Annotated in this window: 22 protein-coding genes; 10 read left to right on the top strand and 12 right to left on the bottom strand. The window is 54.4% G+C overall.

The features are described from left to right. Positions 1-63 precede the first annotated feature (63 nt). Complete coding sequence (locus tag H0S68_RS15055) at positions 64-1,449, top strand: CoA transferase (protein ID WP_410528807.1); 1,386 nt, start codon at positions 64-66, stop codon at positions 1,447-1,449. Positions 1,450-1,451: 2 nt separating this feature from the next. On the opposite strand, the gene H0S68_RS15060 is transcribed toward H0S68_RS15055, so the two are convergent. Then, a complete protein-coding gene (locus tag H0S68_RS15060; protein WP_116690240.1) occupies positions 1,452-2,324 on the bottom strand; it encodes a LysR substrate-binding domain-containing protein in 873 nt (290 codons plus the stop codon). A gap of 100 nt (positions 2,325-2,424) precedes the next feature. Here H0S68_RS15060 and H0S68_RS15065 point away from each other — a divergent pair, with 100 nt between their 5' ends. Beyond that, a complete protein-coding gene (locus H0S68_RS15065) occupies positions 2,425-3,840 on the top strand; it encodes a pyridoxal phosphate-dependent decarboxylase family protein (protein ID WP_128865355.1) in 1,416 nt (471 codons plus the stop codon). A 747-nt stretch (positions 3,841-4,587) separates the two neighbouring features. After that, positions 4,588-5,217, top strand: coding sequence for a transcriptional regulator RcsA (rcsA, locus tag H0S68_RS15070; RefSeq protein ID WP_122079734.1), 630 nt, complete (start codon positions 4,588-4,590; stop codon positions 5,215-5,217). A gap of 232 nt (positions 5,218-5,449) precedes the next feature. Here the strand turns inward: rcsA and dsrB are convergent, their stop codons facing one another. The 3 genes from dsrB to H0S68_RS15085 all read right to left on the bottom strand — a co-directional run bounded on the left by dsrB (position 5,450) and on the right by H0S68_RS15085 (position 7,360). Further along, positions 5,450-5,653 carry a protein DsrB gene (dsrB, locus tag H0S68_RS15075; RefSeq protein ID WP_410528808.1) on the bottom strand — a complete coding sequence of 68 codons (204 nt, stop codon included), beginning with the start codon at positions 5,651-5,653 and terminating at the stop codon, positions 5,450-5,452. Positions 5,654-5,996: 343 nt separating this feature from the next. Then, complete coding sequence (gene cspE / locus H0S68_RS15080) at positions 5,997-6,209, bottom strand: transcription antiterminator/RNA stability regulator CspE (protein ID WP_004946278.1); 213 nt, start codon at positions 6,207-6,209, stop codon at positions 5,997-5,999. Positions 6,210-6,493: 284 nt separating this feature from the next. Continuing rightward, complete coding sequence (locus H0S68_RS15085; RefSeq protein ID WP_122079735.1) at positions 6,494-7,360, bottom strand: ion transporter; 867 nt, start codon at positions 7,358-7,360, stop codon at positions 6,494-6,496. A 154-nt stretch (positions 7,361-7,514) separates the two neighbouring features. On the opposite strand from H0S68_RS15085, the gene H0S68_RS15090 reads away from it, so the two are divergent. The 3 genes from H0S68_RS15090 (at position 7,515) to H0S68_RS15100 (ending at position 9,772) form a co-directional block, all read left to right on the top strand. Continuing rightward, positions 7,515-7,883: a hypothetical protein gene (locus H0S68_RS15090; protein WP_122079736.1), complete on the top strand. Its 369-nt coding sequence runs from the start codon at positions 7,515-7,517 to the stop codon at positions 7,881-7,883. 511 nt (positions 7,884-8,394) lie between these two features. Then, positions 8,395-8,607, top strand: a complete 213-nt coding sequence (locus tag H0S68_RS15095; RefSeq protein WP_041415483.1) for a hypothetical protein — start codon at positions 8,395-8,397, stop codon at positions 8,605-8,607. Between the two features lie 157 nt (positions 8,608-8,764). After that, positions 8,765-9,772 (top strand): NAD(P)H-quinone oxidoreductase, encoded by a 1,008-nt coding sequence (locus H0S68_RS15100; protein ID WP_048760352.1) that lies wholly within the window; start codon positions 8,765-8,767, stop codon positions 9,770-9,772. Between the two features lie 34 nt (positions 9,773-9,806). Here the strand turns inward: H0S68_RS15100 and H0S68_RS15105 are convergent, their stop codons facing one another. After that, a complete protein-coding gene (locus H0S68_RS15105; RefSeq protein WP_142815017.1) occupies positions 9,807-10,886 on the bottom strand; it encodes an endonuclease/exonuclease/phosphatase family protein in 1,080 nt (359 codons plus the stop codon). Between the two features lie 112 nt (positions 10,887-10,998). Continuing rightward, positions 10,999-12,051: an SDR family oxidoreductase gene (locus tag H0S68_RS15110; RefSeq protein ID WP_410528809.1), complete on the bottom strand. Its 1,053-nt coding sequence runs from the start codon at positions 12,049-12,051 to the stop codon at positions 10,999-11,001. Between the two features lie 113 nt (positions 12,052-12,164). On the opposite strand from H0S68_RS15110, the gene H0S68_RS15115 reads away from it, so the two are divergent. Continuing rightward, on the top strand, positions 12,165-13,097 hold the full coding sequence (locus H0S68_RS15115; RefSeq protein WP_046373212.1) for a LysR family transcriptional regulator: 933 nt from the start codon (positions 12,165-12,167) through the stop codon (positions 13,095-13,097). A 3-nt stretch (positions 13,098-13,100) separates the two neighbouring features. Here H0S68_RS15115 and H0S68_RS15120 read toward each other — a convergent pair whose 3' ends face one another. The 4 genes from H0S68_RS15120 to H0S68_RS15135 all read right to left on the bottom strand — a co-directional run bounded on the left by H0S68_RS15120 (position 13,101) and on the right by H0S68_RS15135 (position 16,082). Further along, a complete protein-coding gene (locus tag H0S68_RS15120; RefSeq protein ID WP_020827585.1) occupies positions 13,101-13,487 on the bottom strand; it encodes a YidB family protein in 387 nt (128 codons plus the stop codon). Positions 13,488-13,579: 92 nt separating this feature from the next. Further along, a complete protein-coding gene (locus tag H0S68_RS15125) occupies positions 13,580-13,828 on the bottom strand; it encodes a GlsB/YeaQ/YmgE family stress response membrane protein (RefSeq protein ID WP_017893301.1) in 249 nt (82 codons plus the stop codon). 524 nt (positions 13,829-14,352) lie between these two features. Continuing rightward, positions 14,353-15,255 (bottom strand): LysR family transcriptional regulator, encoded by a 903-nt coding sequence (locus tag H0S68_RS15130; protein WP_410528810.1) that lies wholly within the window; start codon positions 15,253-15,255, stop codon positions 14,353-14,355. A gap of 53 nt (positions 15,256-15,308) precedes the next feature. After that, positions 15,309-16,082 (bottom strand): SDR family oxidoreductase, encoded by a 774-nt coding sequence (locus H0S68_RS15135; protein WP_410528811.1) that lies wholly within the window; start codon positions 16,080-16,082, stop codon positions 15,309-15,311. A gap of 267 nt (positions 16,083-16,349) precedes the next feature. Here H0S68_RS15135 and yjdN point away from each other — a divergent pair, with 267 nt between their 5' ends. Continuing rightward, positions 16,350-16,766, top strand: a complete 417-nt coding sequence (gene yjdN, locus H0S68_RS15140) for a VOC family metalloprotein YjdN (RefSeq protein WP_020827589.1) — start codon at positions 16,350-16,352, stop codon at positions 16,764-16,766. A 54-nt stretch (positions 16,767-16,820) separates the two neighbouring features. On the opposite strand, the gene H0S68_RS15145 is transcribed toward yjdN, so the two are convergent. Next, entirely contained in the window at positions 16,821-17,015 is a 195-nt protein-coding gene (locus H0S68_RS15145) for a hypothetical protein (protein WP_020827590.1), read from the bottom strand. A 165-nt stretch (positions 17,016-17,180) separates the two neighbouring features. Between H0S68_RS15145 and H0S68_RS15150 the strand changes: the two genes are divergently transcribed. After that, positions 17,181-18,731 carry a GGDEF domain-containing protein gene (locus tag H0S68_RS15150; RefSeq protein ID WP_020827591.1) on the top strand — a complete coding sequence of 517 codons (1,551 nt, stop codon included), beginning with the start codon at positions 17,181-17,183 and terminating at the stop codon, positions 18,729-18,731. A 341-nt stretch (positions 18,732-19,072) separates the two neighbouring features. After that, complete coding sequence (locus tag H0S68_RS15155; RefSeq protein WP_046373210.1) at positions 19,073-19,975, top strand: Kdo hydroxylase family protein; 903 nt, start codon at positions 19,073-19,075, stop codon at positions 19,973-19,975. Here H0S68_RS15155 and H0S68_RS15160 read toward each other — a convergent pair. Beyond that, a complete protein-coding gene (locus tag H0S68_RS15160) occupies positions 19,972-21,066 on the bottom strand; it encodes an AAA family ATPase (RefSeq protein WP_115058558.1) in 1,095 nt (364 codons plus the stop codon). The two genes, H0S68_RS15155 and H0S68_RS15160, sit on opposite strands and share 4 nt — an antisense overlap. Positions 21,067-21,075 lie beyond the last annotated feature (9 nt).

Here is a 21,075-nt window from a genome sequence, read left to right on the forward strand (position 1 = left end):
CAACACCGGTCGGGGTGAACTACGCTAGGTTCAGTCCCCTGACCGTCACCGCTGGAGTTGATAATGGATAGCCTTACTCAAACGCTGCTCGCAGAGATCGGGCAAAGCTTTGGTCACGACGCCTTTTCGACGGATTCGGTGACGGTCAGCGGTGAAGGTGTGCTGAGCAGCGCATTCCAGGTCAGCGAATTGGCGACCGCCTGCTGGGCCGCCGCCGGGCTGGCCGGCGCCAGACTGCTGCAACAGAATCGCAGCGCAGCACCGCAGGTGTTTGTCGATCGACGGTTGGCGTCCTTATGGTTCGGCTGGACGCTACGCCCGCTAGGTTGGTCATTGCCTGCGGCCTGGGACGCGTTGGCGGGCGATTATGCCACCAGCGACGGTTGGATCCGCCTGCATACCAATGCACCGCATCACCGTAAAGCCGTAGAGCAAGTGCTCGGTCCGCATCAGGATAAAAATGGGTTGGCGCAAAAGGTGCTGGCATGGAAAAAAAACGAGCTGGAGCAGGCGGTGATAGAGGCCGGTGGCTGCGCGGCGCAAATGCTTTCTGTCGAAGCGTGGCGACAGCATACCCAGGGTAAAAGCGTTGCCCTGGAACCGCTGATCCATCAGACGCAACTTCAGGAAGCTGCGACGCCAGTCTGGACGCTGCCCAACGCCAGGCCGCTGCACGGCATACGGGTGCTGGATCTGACGCGGATTATCGCCGGCCCGGTAGCCACCCGTTTTCTCGCCGGTTTAGGGGCGGACGTATTGCGTATCGATCCCTACGGCTGGGACGAACCCGCTGTTGAGCATGAGGTGATGCTCGGCAAACGCAGTGCACGATTGAACCTGACCAACGCCCACGATCGCCATACCTTTGAACAGCTGCTGAAAAACGCCGATGTTATCGTGCACGGATATCGCGCCGGAGCCTTGGAAAAGCTGGGTTATGGCGCGGAACAACGACAGGCTTTATCTCCGGGATTGATCGACGTCTGCCTGAATGCCTACGGTTGGAGCGGCCCGTGGCGCGGGCGGCGCGGTTTCGACAGTCTGGTACAGATGAGTTGTGGTCTGGCAGAGGCGGGCATGACGTGGAAAGGCGCCCCTCACCCCGTACCCTTGCCGGTACAGGCGCTGGACCACGCCACCGGTTACCTGATGGCCACGGCGGTGCTGCAGGGCATCCGCCAACGTCTGCAAAATGGCACCGGCTACAGCGCCCGGCTGTCGCTGGCCCGAACGGCAGAGCTGCTGTTGCGTCATCCGTACCCGCCACAACATCCGGGAAAACCACTGGCGCCGCCGGTCGATGCAGATGAAAACCCGGAAACCGAACTGACCTGCTGGGGCCCGGCGCAACGTCTTAACCCCGCGTTATGGCTCAATGGCACCGCGCTACTTTGGGTACTGCCGGCCACCCCGCTCGGCCGCTCGCAACCGGTCTGGCTACGACGCTGAACTCAGGCCAATTGACGCTGCAACCAATGTAACAAGGCTTCAACCGCCGGCGTCAACCCGGAGTTTTGCGGCCAGACCAGATAAAAATCAACCGGTTCAAGTTGCCGAGCCGCAGCCAACGCCACCAGTCGGCCCTCGGTCAGCGCATCGCTCACCAAAAGTCTTTTCACCAGCGCGATACCAAATCCCTGTTCGGCCGCGCGGATCAACAAGCCAGCGTCATTGAACGACGCCAGAGGCCTGCCATACTCCCTCTGCTGATGCACCAAAAACCAACTGCGCCATGGCGTAACATCATGCTCCAGCAGCGGCATGCCTGGCGTACCATCGTCGAAGGCCGCCTGCCATTGGCGCGCCAACGCAGGGGTTGCGACCGGCACCACCTCTCCCCTGGCAATAAGTTGCGCCTGCATATCCGCCCATTGCCCATTGCCAAGACGAATAGCCGCATCAAAACCTTTGCGCGTCAGATCCTGCACCGCCAGCGAGGCATCGATATCCAACGTAATATCGGCGCAGGCCGCGTGAAAAGACGACAACCGCGGCATTAGCCAGTAATGAGCGAAAGAAGGCAAGACGCTGATACGCAGAGCCTGACTTTGCGCAACGCGCCTGACCCGGCCAATCCCCTGTTGCAATGCTTCCAGCGTTGGTTCGGCCACCGCCAACAGCTCGCGCCCGGCAGCGTTCAGACGCAGCCCCCGCCCCTGCCGTTCAAACAACGGACAGCCCATCGCCTGTTCAAGCTGCTGGATCTGCTGACTGACGGCACCGTGGGTAAGGTGCACCTGCTGGGCGGTCGCGCGCAGGTTCTCTAGCCGGGCGGCAATTACAAAGGTCGGCAGAAAGTGTAAAGGAATACGCTCATCGAACATTGGTTAGCCCTGCTATCCAAAAAGGGTATTTTTCATCGATTTTCGCGCCAAAGTAAAGGGTTTAGGGTGTCACTATACCCCCTTACGTCTGGAGTTATCGATGCACCCACGTTTGCAGCAAGACCTTGACCAGTTTCCACAGATCCTCGATCACACCCGTCAGTTGGCCGAAACGTTTCTGGGCGGCATAAAACAGCGCCCGGTTTGCCCGCCCCTGGATGCACAGCAACTTCAGCCGGGTGATGACCAACTGGCCGAAGGTGGCAAGGGCGCGATCGCGGCACTGGACCACTTCTGGCAGCGTTATGCCGAGGGGATCTCCGCCAGCGCCGGGCCACGTTACTTTGGCTTTGTGACCGGTGGAGCAACCCCGGCGGCACTGGCGGCGGATTGGCTGGTTAGCGCTATCGACCAAAATAGTCAATTGAGCCAGGATACCGTTGCCGCAGCGATTGAATTGGCGACGGTAGACCAGCTAAAAACCTTGCTGGGGCTGCCGGAAACCTTCAATGGCAGTTTTGTCAGCGGGGCGACCATGGCTAACTTTGTCGGTATCGCCATCGGTCGCCAATGGCTCGGCCAGCAACGCGGTATTGACGTCGCCGAACAGGGGGTTGCGGCCCTGGGCCCCGTACAGGTGCTGTCGGCGAATCCGCATGCCAGCAGTGTGAAAGCGCTCAGCATGCTGGGGATCGGTCGTGATGCGCTGAAAATTATCGACTGTCTTCCCGGCTCCGAAGCTATAGATCCGGCGGCGCTGGAACGGCATCTGGCTAGCAGCGTCGGCATACCTACTCTCGTCCTGGCCAGTGCCGGCACGGTGAATACCGTGGCCTTCGACGACCTGCAGCAGTTATTGGCGCTGCGGGAACGTTATCCATTCTGGCTACATGTCGATGCGGCCTTTGGCGGCGTGGCGGCCTGTTCACCGCGCTATGCAGCGCGCCTGGCTGGCTGGCAGCAGGCGGATTCCATCACCGTTGATGCTCACAAGTGGCTAAACGTCCCTTATGACAGCGCCATTCAATTCAGCCGTCATCTGGCCTTGCAGATGCAGGTGTTCCAAAACCATTCGGCCTATCTGGAAGCCCCCACGTTACGGCCGGACAACTATCTGCATCTGACCCCTGAAAACTCGCGGCGCTTCCGGGCACTCCCTTTATGGATGGCGCTGAAAGCCTATGGCCACAGCGGCATGCGGGATATGGTGGAGCGAAATGTCCAATTGGCGCAGCTTTTGGGCACAGAGCTGGCGGCCAGCGAAGGCTTTCATCTGCTGGCGCCGGTCAATTTAAACGTGGTGTGCTTTGCCCTGAAAGACAATAAAGGCGATGCCGTTGCAGCACGCGACCGTTTTATCGCCCGCCTCGATCGGCATGGCATCGTACGCTGTACTCCTACCTACTACCATGGACAACCAGGGATACGCGCTGCCCTGGTCAATTGGATGACGCAGGAAAGCGATATTCATTTAGCCTTGGAATCGATGCGTTATTGTTTGCCAGAACCTTGCTGATAGGGAAAAATCAAGGGTGTTTCCTGCGTGGGTCGCTCTATTATTACGGTCGTCACCATGCGGCCGTAAACCTTTATCAATAATTGATAATTTACAGCCCTGTTGCGAAAGAAAATAGTTCAGTAAAACCAATTAATCACTCACTGACATTTTTCACATTGGTTGAAATAGCACGAATAATCACACCAACCTCTTGTTATATCGTCACTTTTCTTAACAAAAAAACGCGTTAATGTTAACTCTATGTGATTATTGATTATCGCAAGTGATAAAAAATGGAAGAATTATCATTATCAAAAACAAGAGAATAACACATAACACTATGATAATATTATTAAAAATAAAACCATACAAATCAGAGTGTATTTCTAAAGCTCAATAAATAGGCTAAAAAATGTTAAAAAAACAACACATGAATTTTTTTTAAGAATTTTCCTAGCAATCTAATATTTCGTTTCGTGACATGATGGGTTGAATCAATGACAAAAAGACCAGCAGGCACGCGGTTCAAGCCCAAATTGGCGTTACCTCACAGCAATTCCTGCGCCAGCAGATTATTCTGACTTAAGCTAAACTTATAGATTCACAGTGTTAATTAGTTTAGTAATAAAATATCGTTGAGTACAGCCGTGTTTATTGATAGAACACTGCTTCTACGTGAATTTTTTGTGCTTTTTATTTGCCTTTAAGGCTTCAGGCTTTTTCTTTTTGTTACCGCGGTAAAACGGATTTAAGTGGGGGTGAGATATGCCAACGATCATTATGGATTCATGCAGCTATACCAGATTAGGTTTGACAGACTACCTGACAACACACGGAGTAAAAAAACGCCAGATTAATGCCATCAATGATATCGACGACCTGCATGAAAAATGCAGCAAGTTGAAACCCAGCCTGGTATTTATAAATGAAGACTGCTTTATACACGAAGCTAACGCGACGGAACGTATAAAGGGGGTGATTTCACTGCACCCTGACACCTTATTCTTCATCTTTATGGCCATCACCAACGTACATTTCGACGATTATTTATATGTTCGTAAAAATGTCATCATCTCGTCAAAATCCATCAAACCAGAGACTATGAATCAACTACTTAGTCACTATCTGGAGAAAAAAGCGCCTCGTACCGAGAAAACCTCGTTTGACCAGACTCCGGTTACCCTTAGCCAAACTGAGTCAAACATGTTGCGCATGTGGATGTCAGGCCAGGGCACTATCCAGATCTCCGACCAGATGCAAATTAAGGCCAAAACCGTCTCTTCCCATAAGGGAAATATCAAAAGAAAAATTAAAACGCACAACAAGCAGATTATTTACCATGTTGTTCGTTTAACCGACACCTTAACCAGTGGAATATTCGTCAATAGCCGCTAGGTAAAAGGTTTGTTGCTTACTCTGCAAACGTTGGTTTTAAATGTCTTTCAGCGTGCCCTGCTGGATACCACGCATTTAAATAACCTAAATACCTGTTCGCGACGATACTCTCGGCCGCGACGGGTATTCCCGCATTAAAAGACCGAGTATTCTTCCCCCTCCGGAATAATTCCCTCACGGAAGTTTTGCAGATTAAATTAATGCGCCAGAGAAGTATTGGCTCGGTATCAGACTATGACCTGGTTTCCGTCTGCCTAAGCTCAACAAAGGTGCCATCACGGCTGTCAATCTCGTTGAAGAACCAGACACCGGCAGGATAGTCCGGCAAAGAGACCAGATACATAATCCCTTCATTAAACTCTTCTACCGCCAGGATCACCCCTTCACGCCGCTGTAAGCCATCCGTCTTTACGGTGACCAGATCGTTCACTTTCATGCCGTACCCCATCATTTATCATTGATGTCAGTGTATTACAAAATGCGGTGAGAAAAATACTGCGCCGACAGGGAATTCGCCTCTCGACTGTACGGTTCTCACTAAAGCGTAGCAGTCCACCAGTCCCTCAGCTTTTCACTTTCTTAACGTTTTGTCCGCAGAATCTTAAGCGCACAACGGTTAGTCTGTTTCCTGGTGCTTCCCCCCAGAGAAGTATCAGCAAATGAAGAAGTAACAAGGAACTTTTGCCCGCAGACTTGCGGGCTTTTTTTTTGCCTGCGCCAAATTACAGGCACAAAAAAACCCGCCTTGGCGGGTTTTTGTTAATCAGCAGAAGAGCCGATTAGATAGCGGTAACGTTAGCCGCTGACGGACCTTTAGCACCGTTCTCGATAGAGAACTGTACGTTCTGGCCTTCAGCCAGGGTCTTGAAGCCTTGATCCTGGATAGCAGAGAAGTGTACGAACACGTCTTTGCTGCCGTCTGCTGGAGTGATGAAACCAAAACCTTTAGACTCGTTGAACCACTTCACTTGACCTTTGATCATGTTAGACATGTCTAATTCCTTCAATATTAAATGTAAGCCACCATGGGCAAGATATAGCCGGTCATCAGTTACTTATGGAGGCACTAGAAAGGAAATTCGTCAGTGAAGTGCTATCTAGGATAACGCTTTAAATTTGAACTACTTTACTCAAAATGTCGTGCATAAATAGGTCTGTACCACAGGCCGAGAAGCATTAACTCACGATGGGACTTTAATAGCAACTCTTTTTGTTTGCCCCTCTGTGGAAACGGGGCCAAATGCACAGGATTTAACCCATTTCGCTTGTTTTTTGGTCACTTCTGGCTCTGCTTACCCGATAATGGGGGTAATCGGCTGCCGCAATATTTGCAAAATATCGCCTCTGTCTCATGGCCACCTCGTTGACATTGTTCACAATTTCGCCTTTCACGACTGCGCTGCAGTTCTTGCGACATGTAAGCCGTGAGAATCCCGGTCGGCACCGCGATGATTGAATAGCCCACCAGAATCAGGACGGAGGTCAATAATCGGCCCAGCGGAGTATGGGGGACGATATCGCCGTAGCCTACGGTGGTCAGCGTGACGACTGCCCAATAGATAGACGCCGCCAGGCTGGTAAACCCGCCGCTACCGCCCTCTATCGCATACATCAAACCGCCAAACACGCACAACACCACGGCGACAAAGCCAAAAAACATTGCCAGCTTATGGCGCGCCAGCTTGATGCTGCGCCAAATCATGCCCATTTCGCTCATGTAACGCAGCAGTTTCAATACCCGCAATACCCGCAATACCCTCAGGACACGCAGCAGCATCACAAATTCCACCGTCATATGCGGGAACAACCAGATGATGTACAGCGGCAGTACCGTCAACAAATCGACCATGCCGAAAAAGCTCAGGGCATAGTGCTGCTCACGCGGCGTACTCCACAGGCGTAACAGATACTCGAGAGTAAAAATGAAGGTAAAAACCACCTCCGCCCAAAAGAACAGATAAATGGCCTGCCGACCGGGCGCGTAAAGGGCACTGCCCCCTGGTTCGAGGAACAACAAAATCACGCTCAGCAACGCGGTAGCGACCCAAAAGGTTTCCATCCTGCGGCCGATGCGCGAATGGTTGTCGAACAGCAGCCGATAGCTGCGCTGGCGTAAACTGAGCGCCGCAGTGTCAGTGGTCATAGTCCAATGTCTTATAACGGGAAGTTGCTCATATACTAGACCTGAACCTGAACGCCGCCAACTCTGGCACCAGCCCCTCAGAGGTCACAAATGATAGTAATTCTCGTCTGACTGTTTTATAGTTGCGCAGCGTAACTATAAAGGGAGATTGACCATGCTTAGAGGGCATACGCTGGCAGCATTTTGCTGCACCACGCTGTTAATATTGAGCGCCCCAGCCCAGGCGCTGGATCTTTCCTACAAGGCACCTGAGCCCAGCATCAAACCCGCGCCCGCGCCCAAAGCCGCGCTCGGCCCCGCGGAAAAAACCGCCAAGGCGCCCGTGGTGTGGTCAGAAACAGAAGAGAAAACCGGTTTTCGGGTCGATCTGGAATGCGATCACCCCGGATGTAGCCAGAAGCGCACCAAACCGTATTCATCGCTGAACAGCCCGGTGAAAAAAACCGACCGCCGTCGCCAGTCTGATCCCTATTCCACCAATCAGGATCCCGAGTACAGCGTGAACATGGGTTATCAATGGTAACCACGCTTTAAGAGTTATCCCTATATCTGCGCAAACGCGCACTTTATATAATGGCCACCTGTTCACCACTCCTCCTGGTGCTGGACACAACAAGCTGTGTTGCAATTTTTTATGCGCCTCCCTATAGGCGCTTTTTTTATGTCTGAATACCAGTCCGTTCCGCCCTTACAGAATGGTCTCATTGCGGCATAACGTGATAGCTGTCACAAATAGCCGCTCTCAAGCCACGCTTTATCGGAGGTTGGCCAGATGGCGACTGAATATTTATCTTTGCTGGCAGTGTTAGCCGGCATCGCAGGTTTCGCACTGTATAAACACTTTAAATCACAGAAGAAAAGTACTTTGCTGCGTCCGCACGATCGTTGACCCAAAAGTGGCCGGGGTACGGCATCGACGCTGTGCCTCAGGCCACACAACTGCGCTCTGTCATTTTTTTATCACAAAATTGTCACAATATAGCCATATCATGGTCGGCGATTATCCGCACTGGCTCAACACCAAGGATTTCGTTATGACCACCATGATTAAAGCAACAAACCACCAGGAAGCCGAAAAGCTGATCCGCTACGGTACGGCGAAAAAAATCGAACTGGCCTATGACATCGACAGCGATGATTTTTTCCAGCTCGCCAGCCTGTGGTGTGATAGAGGTGCCAAGATTTCCAAAGGTAAAGAACACTTTATCGTCTCGCTAAAAGGTTTTCGCATCCCGCCAAATGATTGATGTTATGCCGCCCTTGCGGCGGCGCCCCCTTCCCCCGAAAAAATCGCCCTGTGAGCTACACTCTCTCCTTAGCATTTCAGTAAGATAAATCATCAATTACTGCAGCTGGTTACCTAGATGGGTCACTGCGCCTGAATGCCAACCGAGGAGAATCGTCATGTCTGCGAACCCGCAACTGCCCAGCACCATGAAAGCCATTGAGATCAGCCAGCCCGGCGAACCGGAAGTTTTGGTTGTCGCACAGCGGCCGCTGCCGTCCCTGCAACAAGGGGAGATCCTGGTGAAGGTCGCCGCCGCCGGGGTTAACCGCCCTGACGTGTTGCAACGCCGCGGCCAATACGCACCGCCTCCCGGCGCATCGGATATCCCGGGCCTGGAGATCGCTGGCGTGGTGGTCGCCACCGGCGTTGGTGTGCAAAATTATGCCGTTGGCGATAGCGTCTGCGCCCTGATTGCCGGTGGCGGCTATGCCGAATACTGCAAGGTGCATGAAAGCAATGCGCTGCCGGTCCCCAAAGGATTTAGCCTGGTCGAGGCAGCAGCCATTCCGGAAACCTTCTTTACCGTGTGGGTCAATGTGTTCCAGCGCGGCAACCTGAAAGCCGGCGAAACCGTTTTGATCCACGGCGGCACTTCCGGCATTGGTACCGTCGCCACCCTGCTGGCGAAAGCTTTCTGTGCTCATGTGATTACCACCGTTGGCTCGGAAGAGAAGCGTCAGGCCAGCCTGGCCTTGGGTGCCGATGTGTCGATCAACTACCGCGACGAGGATTTTGTCGAGCAGACCCGGCACGCAACTAACGGCAAAGGGGCAGACGTGATTGTCGATTTGATCGCCGGCGACTACCTGGCGAAAAACTACCAGGCGGCAGCGATGGATGGCCGCATTGTGCAAATTGGCACCCAGAATGGCGTGGTGAAGGAGTTGAACCTGATGCCGCTGCTGCTCAAACGTCTGACCCACACCGGTTCCACGCTGCGTTCGCGAAGCGTTGAAGACAAAGCGGGTATTGCCGCCGATTTGCTGCAAAAGGTTTGGCCATTGCTGGATCGCGGTGCGTTAAAACCGCAGATCTTCAAAACCTACCCGCTGGAACAAGCAGCCGAAGCCCATGCGTTGATGGAGTCGAGCCAGCACATCGGCAAGATCATGTTGACCCTCTAATCTGTGCCCCGCAGCCGAGGCTGCGGGGCCTGTTTCATCTGCCTGGCGTATGCACGTCTTCAGGCGTTGAGTCGGTACTGTCTAACTTTTCCTGCGCCAGCGCTTCATCTTCGCTGTCTTTCTCCAGGCTTTCCTGCTGCGCCCCCTGCTGCGGCGAATACACCAACTCCACCATAATCGGGAAGTGATCTGAACCGACGCTGGTCAACCGACGCAGCGAACCGAGCACGAAATCATCGCTGTGAAACACGTGATCCAATGGCCAACGCAGGAACGGATAACCGGCATGAAAGGTGCTGAACATGCCCCGACCGCGGCGCGGATCCAACAAACCGCTGACTTTAAGGAACAACCGGGTGGTGGTCGACCAAGCCACGTCATTCAGATCGCCGGTCACAATCACCGGAAACTCCGATTTGGCCGCACTTTTCCCGACCATCACCAGTTCGGCGTCGCGGTCTTCCGATTCCTCGTTTTCAGTCGGGCTCGGCGGCATCGGGTGAACGCAGTGCAGGCGCACCTGCGGCCCATGCGGCAAATGCACCATCATGTGCATCGACGGGATCTGATCATCCACCAGATATTGGATCTGCGCATCGCTGAGTTTCAACCGCGAATAAACGTGCATGCCATACAGATTATCCAACGGGCATTTCAACGTGTACGGATAATCCTGCTCCAGTACCGAGAGCTGCTGTTCCCACCAGCGGTCGGTTTCCACCGCCACCAGCACGTCCGGACGCTCGGTCGCCACCAACGCCAGCAGCTTATCCGCCTGGCGATTGGGTGTTAACACATTGGACACCAGAATGCGGATACGCGGCTTTTTTTGATAGCCGGTAAAATCCAGCACCTGCGGTTTGCTCAACCGGGTGTAAGGGTAAATCCAGGCCGCCTGGTAAACCACACAGGCCAGGTTCAGCGCCATCATGCCCCACACCCAAGGCGACAGCGGCACAAACAGCAGATTCAGCAACAACACCAGTAGCGAAAGCGCCAGTATCTGCAGGCGGGGAAAATCCCACACCCGAATCCACCAGGCTGCATGCTTTGAAAGCGGCGCAATAGTCACCAGCGCCAGCAAAAGCGTCAGTATGGCGGTAATCCCTGTCACGTTTATTTCCTCATTCTCATCGGCCTGGGCCTGTCGGGATGACGGCCTCTTGGCTGCCGTATCTGGCGGCAGCCAAAGATTGCCATAAAAAACCTATCCCCCGCCAGCGGGCTTAAGGAATAATCTTGCGACGACGGAATTCGTCAAACAGTGCGAACAGCATCGCTTCGGTGTCGACAAACTGATGAAAGCCAAAGCGGCGCGCCTTGCTGCCGTCGGCAAACATGTCGTAATCCCACGAGAAAACAAAGTCGGCGAAACGCCAGCTCGCCACAGCGCGATAATCCGCTTCGGCCAGGCCATGCTGCTGCGCCAGCGCCTGCCACAACTCGCTTTTGTCTGCCATCACCGACGTCAGCGGCATAGGCAGCGGCGGCGCCACTTCCAGGCCAAAGTAGCCGGCAATTTTCGGCCACATCTCACTCCAGCGAAACAGATCGCCATTGTTGATATTAAACGCCTGATTGGCCGCCGCCGGTTCCGTCGCAGCCCATAGCGTGGCGCGCGCCAGCAGACCCGCATCGGTCATTTCCAGCAGGCTGTGATAGGCCCCCGGCTTGCCGGGGAATCGCAGCGGCAACCCCAGAGACTTGCTGATGGAGGCATAGACCGCGATAGTCAGAGCCAGATTCATCGGATTGCCGAGCGAGAAGCCCCCCACCACGCTGGGCCGGATCGCGCTCCAGCGCCAATTTTTGCCCTGCTGACGCCGTTCAAGATAGCTCTGCTGCTCAAGATTAAACTCCGGCGGCATGTGCCCGGCATCGCTTTCCCGCGCCGGCGTCTTGAACGGCCCCAGATGCGCGCCGTAAACTTTATAGCCCTGCATCAGGCTGATGTGCTCCAACCCATGCGCTACGGGCTCCAGCGCCTCCACCACATTGGCCAACATCGCCAGATTCGGTGGAACCAGCCCCGCCCAGTCCGGCGCATCCTGATAAGCGGCATAGAAAATATGGCTGACCTCGGTTAGCGGGCGCAAGGCATTGCGCGTCGCCTGAGCATCCAACAGATCGACCGCCACATAGCGCACTTGCGGCCGATTGACGCCCCCGCGTCGTGACAGGCCAACCACCGGCCAACCTTGCCGTTCCAGTTCTTCAATCAGCTTGCCGCCAATCACGCCGTTAGCCCCGACTACCAACGCCAGTTTTTCATTTTGCATAGGTCACCCCGCTCGCTTTTGTTTGAGGCCCTCACTGTGAGTGATTAGCAAAGCTTGCGGTAGAGGCGTAGTGTTACTAACACTTATAAGTAAAATCTATAACTGGAGCGCTGATGGACAAGCTGAACGCCATGAAGACTTTCATGCGGGTCGCGGAACTGGGCAGCCTCTCGGCAGCCGCCCGCGATTTGGGCCTGACGCAGCCGGCGGTCAGCCAGCAGATTACCGGTCTGGAACAACAACTGGGCGTGCAGTTGCTGTTTCGCAGCACCCGCTCCGTCACGCTGACCGACGCTGGCGGCGGCTATTATCGGCAAATCAAACCGATTCTGGCGGCGGTGAGTGAAGCAGAGGAAGCGCTGCACGGCATGCATCTGCGGCTGCAGGGCCCCTTGCGCATCCATGCCCCGACCGGCTTCGGTCAACAGCACCTGACGCCGCTGGCGATAGCTTTTCAGCAACAGCATCCGGAATTGAATATCGAACTGTTGCTCGACGATCGCCGGGCTGACGTGATCGGTGAAGGTATCGACGTGGCAATCCGCTTTGGCGAAATAAATACGCCGGGCACGGTGGCGCGCCGGCTGGGGGAATTACAGCGTATTTTAGTGGCTTCCCCGGCCTATCTGGCAGCCCAGGGCGAGCCGCAAACTCCCGCAGAGCTGGCGAGACATCCACATATCCGCTATAGCGGCTTGAGCGACGGCGATGCGCTGACCTTACTTGGCCCTCAGGGTGCCGAGATAGTGAACCTGCGCCCGGTCTTTCGCGCCAACAATACGTTTTCGCTGCTGGCGGCCATCGAATCAGGATTGGGTATTGGCGGAGCACAGCGCCCGCTGATTGGTCGGCAACTGGCCAACGGCAGCCTGGTACCGGTGTTAACGGCCTGGCATTATCCGCCGATGGCGCTGCATGCGGTTTACCCCGCAGCGCGGTTTATTCCCGGTAAAGTCCGGGCCTGGGTAGATTATTTGCTGGCGGCGTTGGGGAGTATTGAGGGAATTAGGGTGAACAAAGCCCCCGACAAGGTGCCAGGGGCATAAAGATTATTTGAACAGTTTACCGACCATGTCACCCAGTTCGTTGCTGTTCGACTGCACTTCGCCATTTGGCGAGGCCGCGTCAGCGACCGTTGGCAGGAACTGTGCAATGGTGGCTGAAGCCTGAGCCGGATCGATCCCCAGCTTTTCCGCCAGTTGGTTGATGGCATCGCTGCCCAGCGCTTGCTGCACGTGATCGCCGCTAATCTGCTGGTTTTCACCGTTGCCCAGCCACGAGCCGACCACATCGCCGAATTGACCCTGGCGGAACTTGTCCAGAATCGCCTGCAGGCCACCCTGCTGCTCAACCCATTGCATAATGGCGACGTAATCAATGCCCTTACCGTTGGCACCGCCCAGAATGTTGCCCAATACGCTATCAAACAGACCCATGGTATTCCCCTTCCGATCGTCGGCTCTGCCGCTCGACCGCAGTGATTTAACGAAAAAGGGCCGCCGCAGCGACCCTGTTGATCAGCAACTGATTAATTTCTGATCTTTCTGTAGACAAAAAGCACCACCAGGGCACCGATGACCGCGACAACAAAGCTGCCCAGGTTGAAGCCATCAACACGGCCCATACCGAAGAAGGTACTGATATAGCCGCCGACAACCGCACCGATGATCCCCAGAATAACGGTCACGATAAAGCCGCCGCCGTCTTTGCCCGGCATAATCCATTTAGCCAAGATACCGGCGATTAACCCAAAAATGATCCAGGAAATGATGCCCATTTTTACTCTCCCTATTACTTTTTGCCCAAAGAAACTCTGTTTTCAGGCCCGCGTCGGCGCCTGATCCAACCCTGACGATACTTTCACAACCACAATCCTGTTGCCCTGTGCTGACCGTTAACGGCAGCGCGATGCAGGGTGAATCTTGATAAACACGCATATTCACACTGTTACTATAGACAAATATCAGCAGTTTACCCATTTCCGTGTGTCTGAATTTAGCTGTGCAAAAATCAACCGCATTCATCAAACTGTCATTGCTCCGCGCTATAACAACAGGTGAATATTGCTGCAGGGGGACAGACCATGACCAACACACCGTTTCTGCTGATACTGGCTGCAATCTATGCGCTGGCCGCCGCCTGGGACGGTTCTGCCGCCTTGTTGTTCCAGTGATGTTACACGCGCTTTGTCACTTTTCGAGTGGTTTTAAATGTGTCTTGTTTTGTCTGCAAATTTAATCAGTTGAAAACGAATGACAAATAGCGAGCAGTTTGAATAAAAATCCCATTGGCTACCGGGCCTCAATTTTCGCAAAAGGGCTTGATAAGGTGGCTGAACCACTCGGCAAAGGCGGTTAAACGTGCCGAACGTTGGCGGCGGTGAGGATAAAGCAACGCAATGCCCATTGCCGGTGGCCGGGCCTGCGGCAAAACCTCGCATAAGCTCCCGTCCTCCAGGTAGTGCTGAACATCAAAGCGCGGTATTTGAATCATCCCTAATCCTGCCAGACAGCACCCAATATAATTTTCCGCATTGTTTACCGTGACCCGGCTACGCAAGATTTTTTCCATGTGCTGCTCGCCCCGCTGCCAAACCCAGGTATCTGCCCCGGCCAAAGTCGGCTGCGCGTAGCCTACACCCCAATGCCCCGCCAACTGCTCAGGATGCTCCGGCGTGCCGTAACGTTGCAAATAGTCCGGGCTGGCGCAGTTGATCATGCTTAATCGCCCCAGCGGCTGGCTGACCAGGCTACTGTCGCTGAGACTGCCGACGCGCACCACGCAGTCGATCCCTTCCTGGATCAAATCGATCGAACGGTCGCTGGCGCTGAGAAACAGTTGAATGTCGGGGTACTGCACAAAAAAGTCCGGCAGCGCAGGCACTATCATTCGCCGGGCTATACGACTGGGCACATCGACCGTCAAACGACCGTCGATCGGGCCGTTTTGCCGATGAAACAGGCCTTCCAGTGTTTGAACGTCGAACAACAGGCTGCGCGCTTTTTCGAGCAACAGCTCACCGTCGCTGGTCAATTGCACCCGGCGAGTGGTGCGGTGAAACAGGCGGGCACCCATTTCGTGTTCCAGTTGTTGTATCGCCGCCGAAACCGTGGTTTTTGGCATCAACAAGATTTGCGAAGCGCGGATGAAACTGCCCACCTCAGCAACCTGGATAAAAACCCGTAATCTCCCTATTTTATCCACCGGCTGTGCGTCCTGATTAACAGGCTGCGGCCCGGGCCGCAGCAGAATTAAGGTTAACGGGTAGTATAGCCACCGTTGGCGAACAGCGTCTGCCCGGTGATCCACCAGCCGTCAGTGACCAAAAATTTAACGATCGGCGCAATGTCCTCGATATCGGTCAGACCGGTTTTCGAGAACTTGCTCAGCGCGGCGGCACTGCTGTGGTACGCCACCGCCTCCTTGCTTTCCTGGCCATAGAAGAACGGCGTATCCATTGGTCCCGGACCAATGGCGTTCACGCTGATGCCGCGTTCGCCAAACTCCTTGGAAGCCGCGCGGGTAAAGTGCTCCACCGGCGCCTTGCTGCCCGGATAGACCGCATAAAACGGCGTATAGGCCGCCAACAGCGAGCTGACAATAGTCACAATTCGGCCGTTATCGGCCAAATGTTTACCGGCCTGCTGGATAAAGAAAAATGCCGCTTTGGCATTGATGTCGAAACTGCTGTCGTAATCGGCTTCGGTCACTTCGGCAATCGGTTTTTTAATCACCAGACCGGCGGTATTGATGGCAATGTCCACCTTGCCAAACGCCTTGACGGCCTCCTCAAACAGCAGCGCCACGTTAGCCGGCTGGGTGAGATCGCCCTGCACCGCAATCGCCTCGGCACCTGCCGCCTTAACCGCCCGCAACGTTTCCTCCGCGGCGGCACGAGTGGCATCGCTGTTGTAGTGCACCACCACGGCCGCCGCACCGTTGGCGGCCAAATCACGCGCCACCAGGCCACCCAGGTTCTTGGCGCCGCCGGCGATCAACACCACTTTTCCATTCAAAGATTGCTTGCTCATTACAGTGACTCCGTTAGTGAAGGTTGCAACGAGTATAGAAACTGTGACCGCTCAGATAATCTGTCCAAATTGGGATGAACCATCCCGCTTTTTCGGTCAATAGCAACGATCAGGCCGTTAATTTCCACAGCGTGATCGCCCGCCGGGCATTCGGCGTAAATCGCACTACACTTGTAAGTTCCCGGCAGCAATAGTCACAACCAGAAACTATTGTCCCTCGCCCGTGGGATGCAAAACGCCTGACGGGCCACAACAGAGGTCAATGTCATGTTGATTCAACCCTATCTTTTTTTTAACGGTAACTGTGAACAGGCGATCAACTTCTACCAGCAGCAGCTGGGCGCCAGAATCGAAATGATTATGCGCTACAAAGATATGCCCGAGGAGGCCAAGCAAGGCGGTCCTCAGGACGTCAATCCAGAGTCCATCATGCATGCCCGTTTACTGATTGGCGAAACGGCGCTGATGGCCTCCGATGGGTGTCCGCAGGACGGCGGCGAAGCTTCGCATAAAGGATTTGCCCTGTCGCTGGATCCGAGCGACGTGGAGCAAGGCCGAGCATTATTCGAGAAGCTGGCGCAGGGCGGCCAGGTCACCATGCCATACCAGGCCACCTTCTGGGCCAAGGGTTTTGGCATGCTGACCGACCAGTTCGGGGTCAATTGGATGATTAACGTTGAATAACCCGTCATCCCGCCAGGGTGTCCGCCACCGACAGCGGATACCCTGGTGCCAAGATCAACGGTAGTGATACCAGTCATAAGCCGCCATCGCGAACAGCACAAACAGCACCGTCAACAGCACCAGTCCCAAACGCCAATAGGGCGATTTACGCTGCCGCCAGGCAAAAATCATCATTAGCGCCAGCACACCCAAGGTCAGCGGGTAATAAACCACCAGCGTCAGCAAAGTAATAATGATGTAGTCAGACATATGCGTGAACCCTGTATTTTCTATGCCGGTTTTGCGGCGAATTGTAACACTCCGCTTGAGTGGCTCATGCATTTTTGATGTTAAGGGAGTAGTGGTCGGCGTGATTAACGAATAAGATGTAAGATTGTTCTTAACACGATTTAAAGACTTTATAACAAGGGTGACATGACACAGCAGCAACCGCAGGATGCCGAACGGCCACGCAACGGTAAAAATTCCCCGTTACTTTTTCAGGCCGGCGTATTTGTCGTCATCGTTGCCGTCACGCTGATTCTGTTTAACGGCTGGCAGATTTGGAATGCGCACCAGCGCGACTTGCAAAGTGCCGAAAATGAATCGGCCAACCTGGCCCGCTCTCTGGCACAGCATGCCGATGACACCTTTATGCAGACCGACACTACGCTGTCCGATCTGACCGAACGCATTCAGACCGACGGCCTGGGCCAACCGCAACAGCTGCGACTACAGAAAGTGATGCAAACGCAGGTTGGCAACCTGCCCCAGTTGCATGGCCTGTTTGTTTACGATGCTCAGGGGAATTGGATCGTCACCTCATCGGGCCGGTTCATACAAAATGCCAACAATGCCGATCGTGAGTATTTCAAATTCCACCTGAGCCACAACAGCAACGCGATATTTATCGGCAAAGTGGTACGCAGCCGCTCTACCGGTGATTTGATCATTCCGGTCTCACGCCGGATCAACAACCCGGACGGCAGCTTTAATGGGGTGGTGCTGGCCACGCTGTATGTCGATTATTTCCGCCAATTTTACGACACCTTCGCACTGAACAGTGACGCCTCGCTCAACCTGCTGTTGGCGGACGGCACCATTCTCTACCGCCGCCCCTACTCCATTGCCGCGATTGGCAAAAATATTTCGGAAGGCGTGTTGTTCCGCGAAATTCTACCCCATTCTGAGTTCGGCAATGCCACCATCACTTCGCGGTACGACAAGGTGGAACGGATCTACGGTTATTCGCGGGTTAATCGCTATCCGCTGGTGATTGCTGCCGGACTGTCGAAGGAAGATGCGCTGTCCGACTGGCGTAATGATACTGGCGTGTTTGCCCTGGGTGGCGCGACACTGTTAATCATTTTACTGGCGATGGGTCTGGTACTGATGCGCCAGATTAACCACAGCGTACGCACCGAAGCTGAACTGATGCGCACCCGCGATCAGCTCACTACCATCAACCGAACGTTGGAAGAGTTGGCGTTGCTGGACGGGTTAACCGGCCTGGCCAACCGCCGTCAGTTTGATATCGCCATGAAGAACGAACTGATGCGCGCTTCGCGCAATTACCGCAGCGTGGCGTTGCTGATGCTGGATATCGACTGTTTCAAACAATATAACGACATCTACGGTCACGTAGCCGGCGATCAGTGTCTGCAACAGATTGGACAAACGTTGAAAGGGCTGGCGTGCCGCAGCAACGATATTATGGCCCGCTATGGCGGTGAGGAAATGGCCATTATTCTGCCGGATACCGACACTCAGGGCGCACTGATTTTCGCCGAACGGGTGATTGAATCGGTGCGTGAGCTGAAAATACCGCATACGGGCAACCCTCACGGTATTGTCACCATCAGTATTGGCATCTTCGCCAAAGTGCCGCATATGTATAACGACACGCCAATCGGCTTTATTAATCAGGCCGACAGCGCCCTGTATCAAGCCAAAGCCCAGGGGAAAAACCGCATTTATCCCGCCTGACCCATTGGGCCGTCTTCCCCCGGAGGCGGCCCCTGAATTTGTTTTTTTTTCGCTCGGAAAATCAAAATCAACCCGCTGATCATAAAACTAAATTTAATTTAAATCGTTAATCTACTTTCGCTGATAAATTAATTAATGCCCATTAAATCTATTTTTATCCATTCGTGCCATTAGCCGCATCGTTTAATATCTGTTTACTTTTGGGCGCATTTTAATAGTGCTAGGATAATTTAATCCAGCCATTAGCATCAACTAGTTCAATTCAACAATAATTCCCGCTGGTTATAAATCCCTTTCAAATAAAAAACAATTAAAGTATCCCCCCATCGCAAGGAGATATTATGCGCGCGGATAATCTTACGCCTGAACAGGTGTTAATAACGTTGCCACAGCAACAGTGGGATAGCGCCCCAGTGCCCTTTTCCCCCTCTGCCGTCGAGGCACTCGAGCAAGGTAAAATCGTGTTTTTGCCTGAACTGGCGTTTCCTATGTTAGCCGGTGAAATGGCGCTGCTGGATCCCGCGTTGGTCGATACAAAACGTAAAAACATCAGCTACTGGCCAGAAACGAGCAAATTATCCGGCGTAGCAATAGCCGCGCAGCAGCCACAGGTCGAGACGTTGCTGTCACGCTATTATCAAACCTGCCTGCAACTGGTTGCCACCCTGCTCCCCCACTACCAACAAGCCCTGCATTCGCCGGTCAACACCCTGCGCCTGCATCCGGTTGCGGCCTGGCGCAAGACCAGCTCATGGCGCAAGGATGATAGCCGGCTGCACGTCGATGCCTTCCCGTCGCGCCCGAACTATGGTGAGCGCATTCTGCGCATCTTCACCAACATCAACCCCAATGGCGAACTTCGCCAATGGCGCATCGGCGAACCCTTTCCTCAACTGGCGCAACGCTTTATGCCGCGCCTGGGCCGCTATTCACCGCTGAACAGCTGGCTGCAGCACAAGGTCGGCATCACCAAACGGCGCCGCAGTCATTACGACCACCTGATGCTGCAACTGCATGATGCCATGAAAGCCGACCAGCACTATCAGCAACAGGGCCCGCAGCTGGCGCTCGACTTGCCGCCGGGCAGCAGTTGGATCTGTTTCTCCGATCAGACGCCACACGCGGCGATGGCGGGTCAGTTTATGCTGGAGCAAACTTTCCTGTTGCCCGTCACCGCAATGAAAAATCCACAGCAATCACCGCTCAAGGTACTGGAAACCCTGCTACACCAGCCCTTGATCTAATCCGGTTCCGCCAGCAGGGTTTCACCCTGCTGCTGTGCCAGTTGATAGTGGGTAACCTCGCTATGGCGACCAATCAGTTCGGCAAGCTGCGGTGAGTGGCTGGTGATCCACAATTGGCTATAACGGCTGGCTTCGGCGATCAGCATGGCCAATGCCGGCAACAGTTGCGGATGCAGACTATTTTCAGGTTCATTGAATGCCATAAATGCCGGCGGCCGCGGGCTGAGCATCGCTACCGCCAAACAGAGGAAACGCAGCGTGCCGTCGGAAAGTTCGGCACTGTCCAAGGGGCGTAAAATGCCGGCACGGTGCATCAATAGCTGGAAGCGTCCCTGAGGGGCCTGAATTTCAAATTCGCTGTCGGGAAACGCCTGCGCCAGAATGTCGCGCAGCAACTCGCCGTTGCCGATCTCGCAGATGGTTTCAAAAGCGGCCGCCAGATTACTGCCGTCATGCGCCAGTACCGGCGCGCGAATACCCACCTGTGGCGCTCGCAACGGTGAACCGGGCCACACGGCAAACTCGTGGTAAAAACGCCACTGCCGCAGATTCTCTCGTACCTGGGACACTTCAGGATACAGATGCGGATCGGCAAGCTGACCAAATACCGATTCCTCTGCATGGAGACTGGCAGGATAAGTGGCGCGATCGCCCTGGATATTCGTCAGGAATGCACTCTGGTTGCGCCTTTCGAGTACCCGGGTTGAGGGGCGACGACCGTGGCCCGAGATCCACAGTGACTCCTCTTTGACCAGCGGGTCGAGTTGAAACAGGCTGCCGGTCGGCTCAGGGAAGCCTAGCTGCAGCTGATAGTCGAAATCATCCAGGGTGGCTGACAACAGCATCCGTTTCGGATCGCCTCGGCGATCACCCGGTCGCAATCCGCCGGCCCACATCGCCTTCTGAATGCCCCCCTCTTCAGCCAACGCAGCAGAAAGCCGCCCACAGGCGGCCTCGTGGATCAATCGCACCGCTTTATACAGGTTAGATTTTCCGCAACCGTTCGGGCCGCTGATCACATTCAGACGGCCCAATTGCAGCTGCAAATTACGTATAGAGCGAAAACCGCTCAGTTGGAGTTGTTGGATCATCGTCGCCAC

The sequence above is a fragment of the Serratia sp. AXJ-M genome, from assembly GCF_046531865.1.
In the GTDB taxonomy this organism is placed as follows: domain Bacteria; phylum Pseudomonadota; class Gammaproteobacteria; order Enterobacterales; family Enterobacteriaceae; genus Serratia; species Serratia liquefaciens.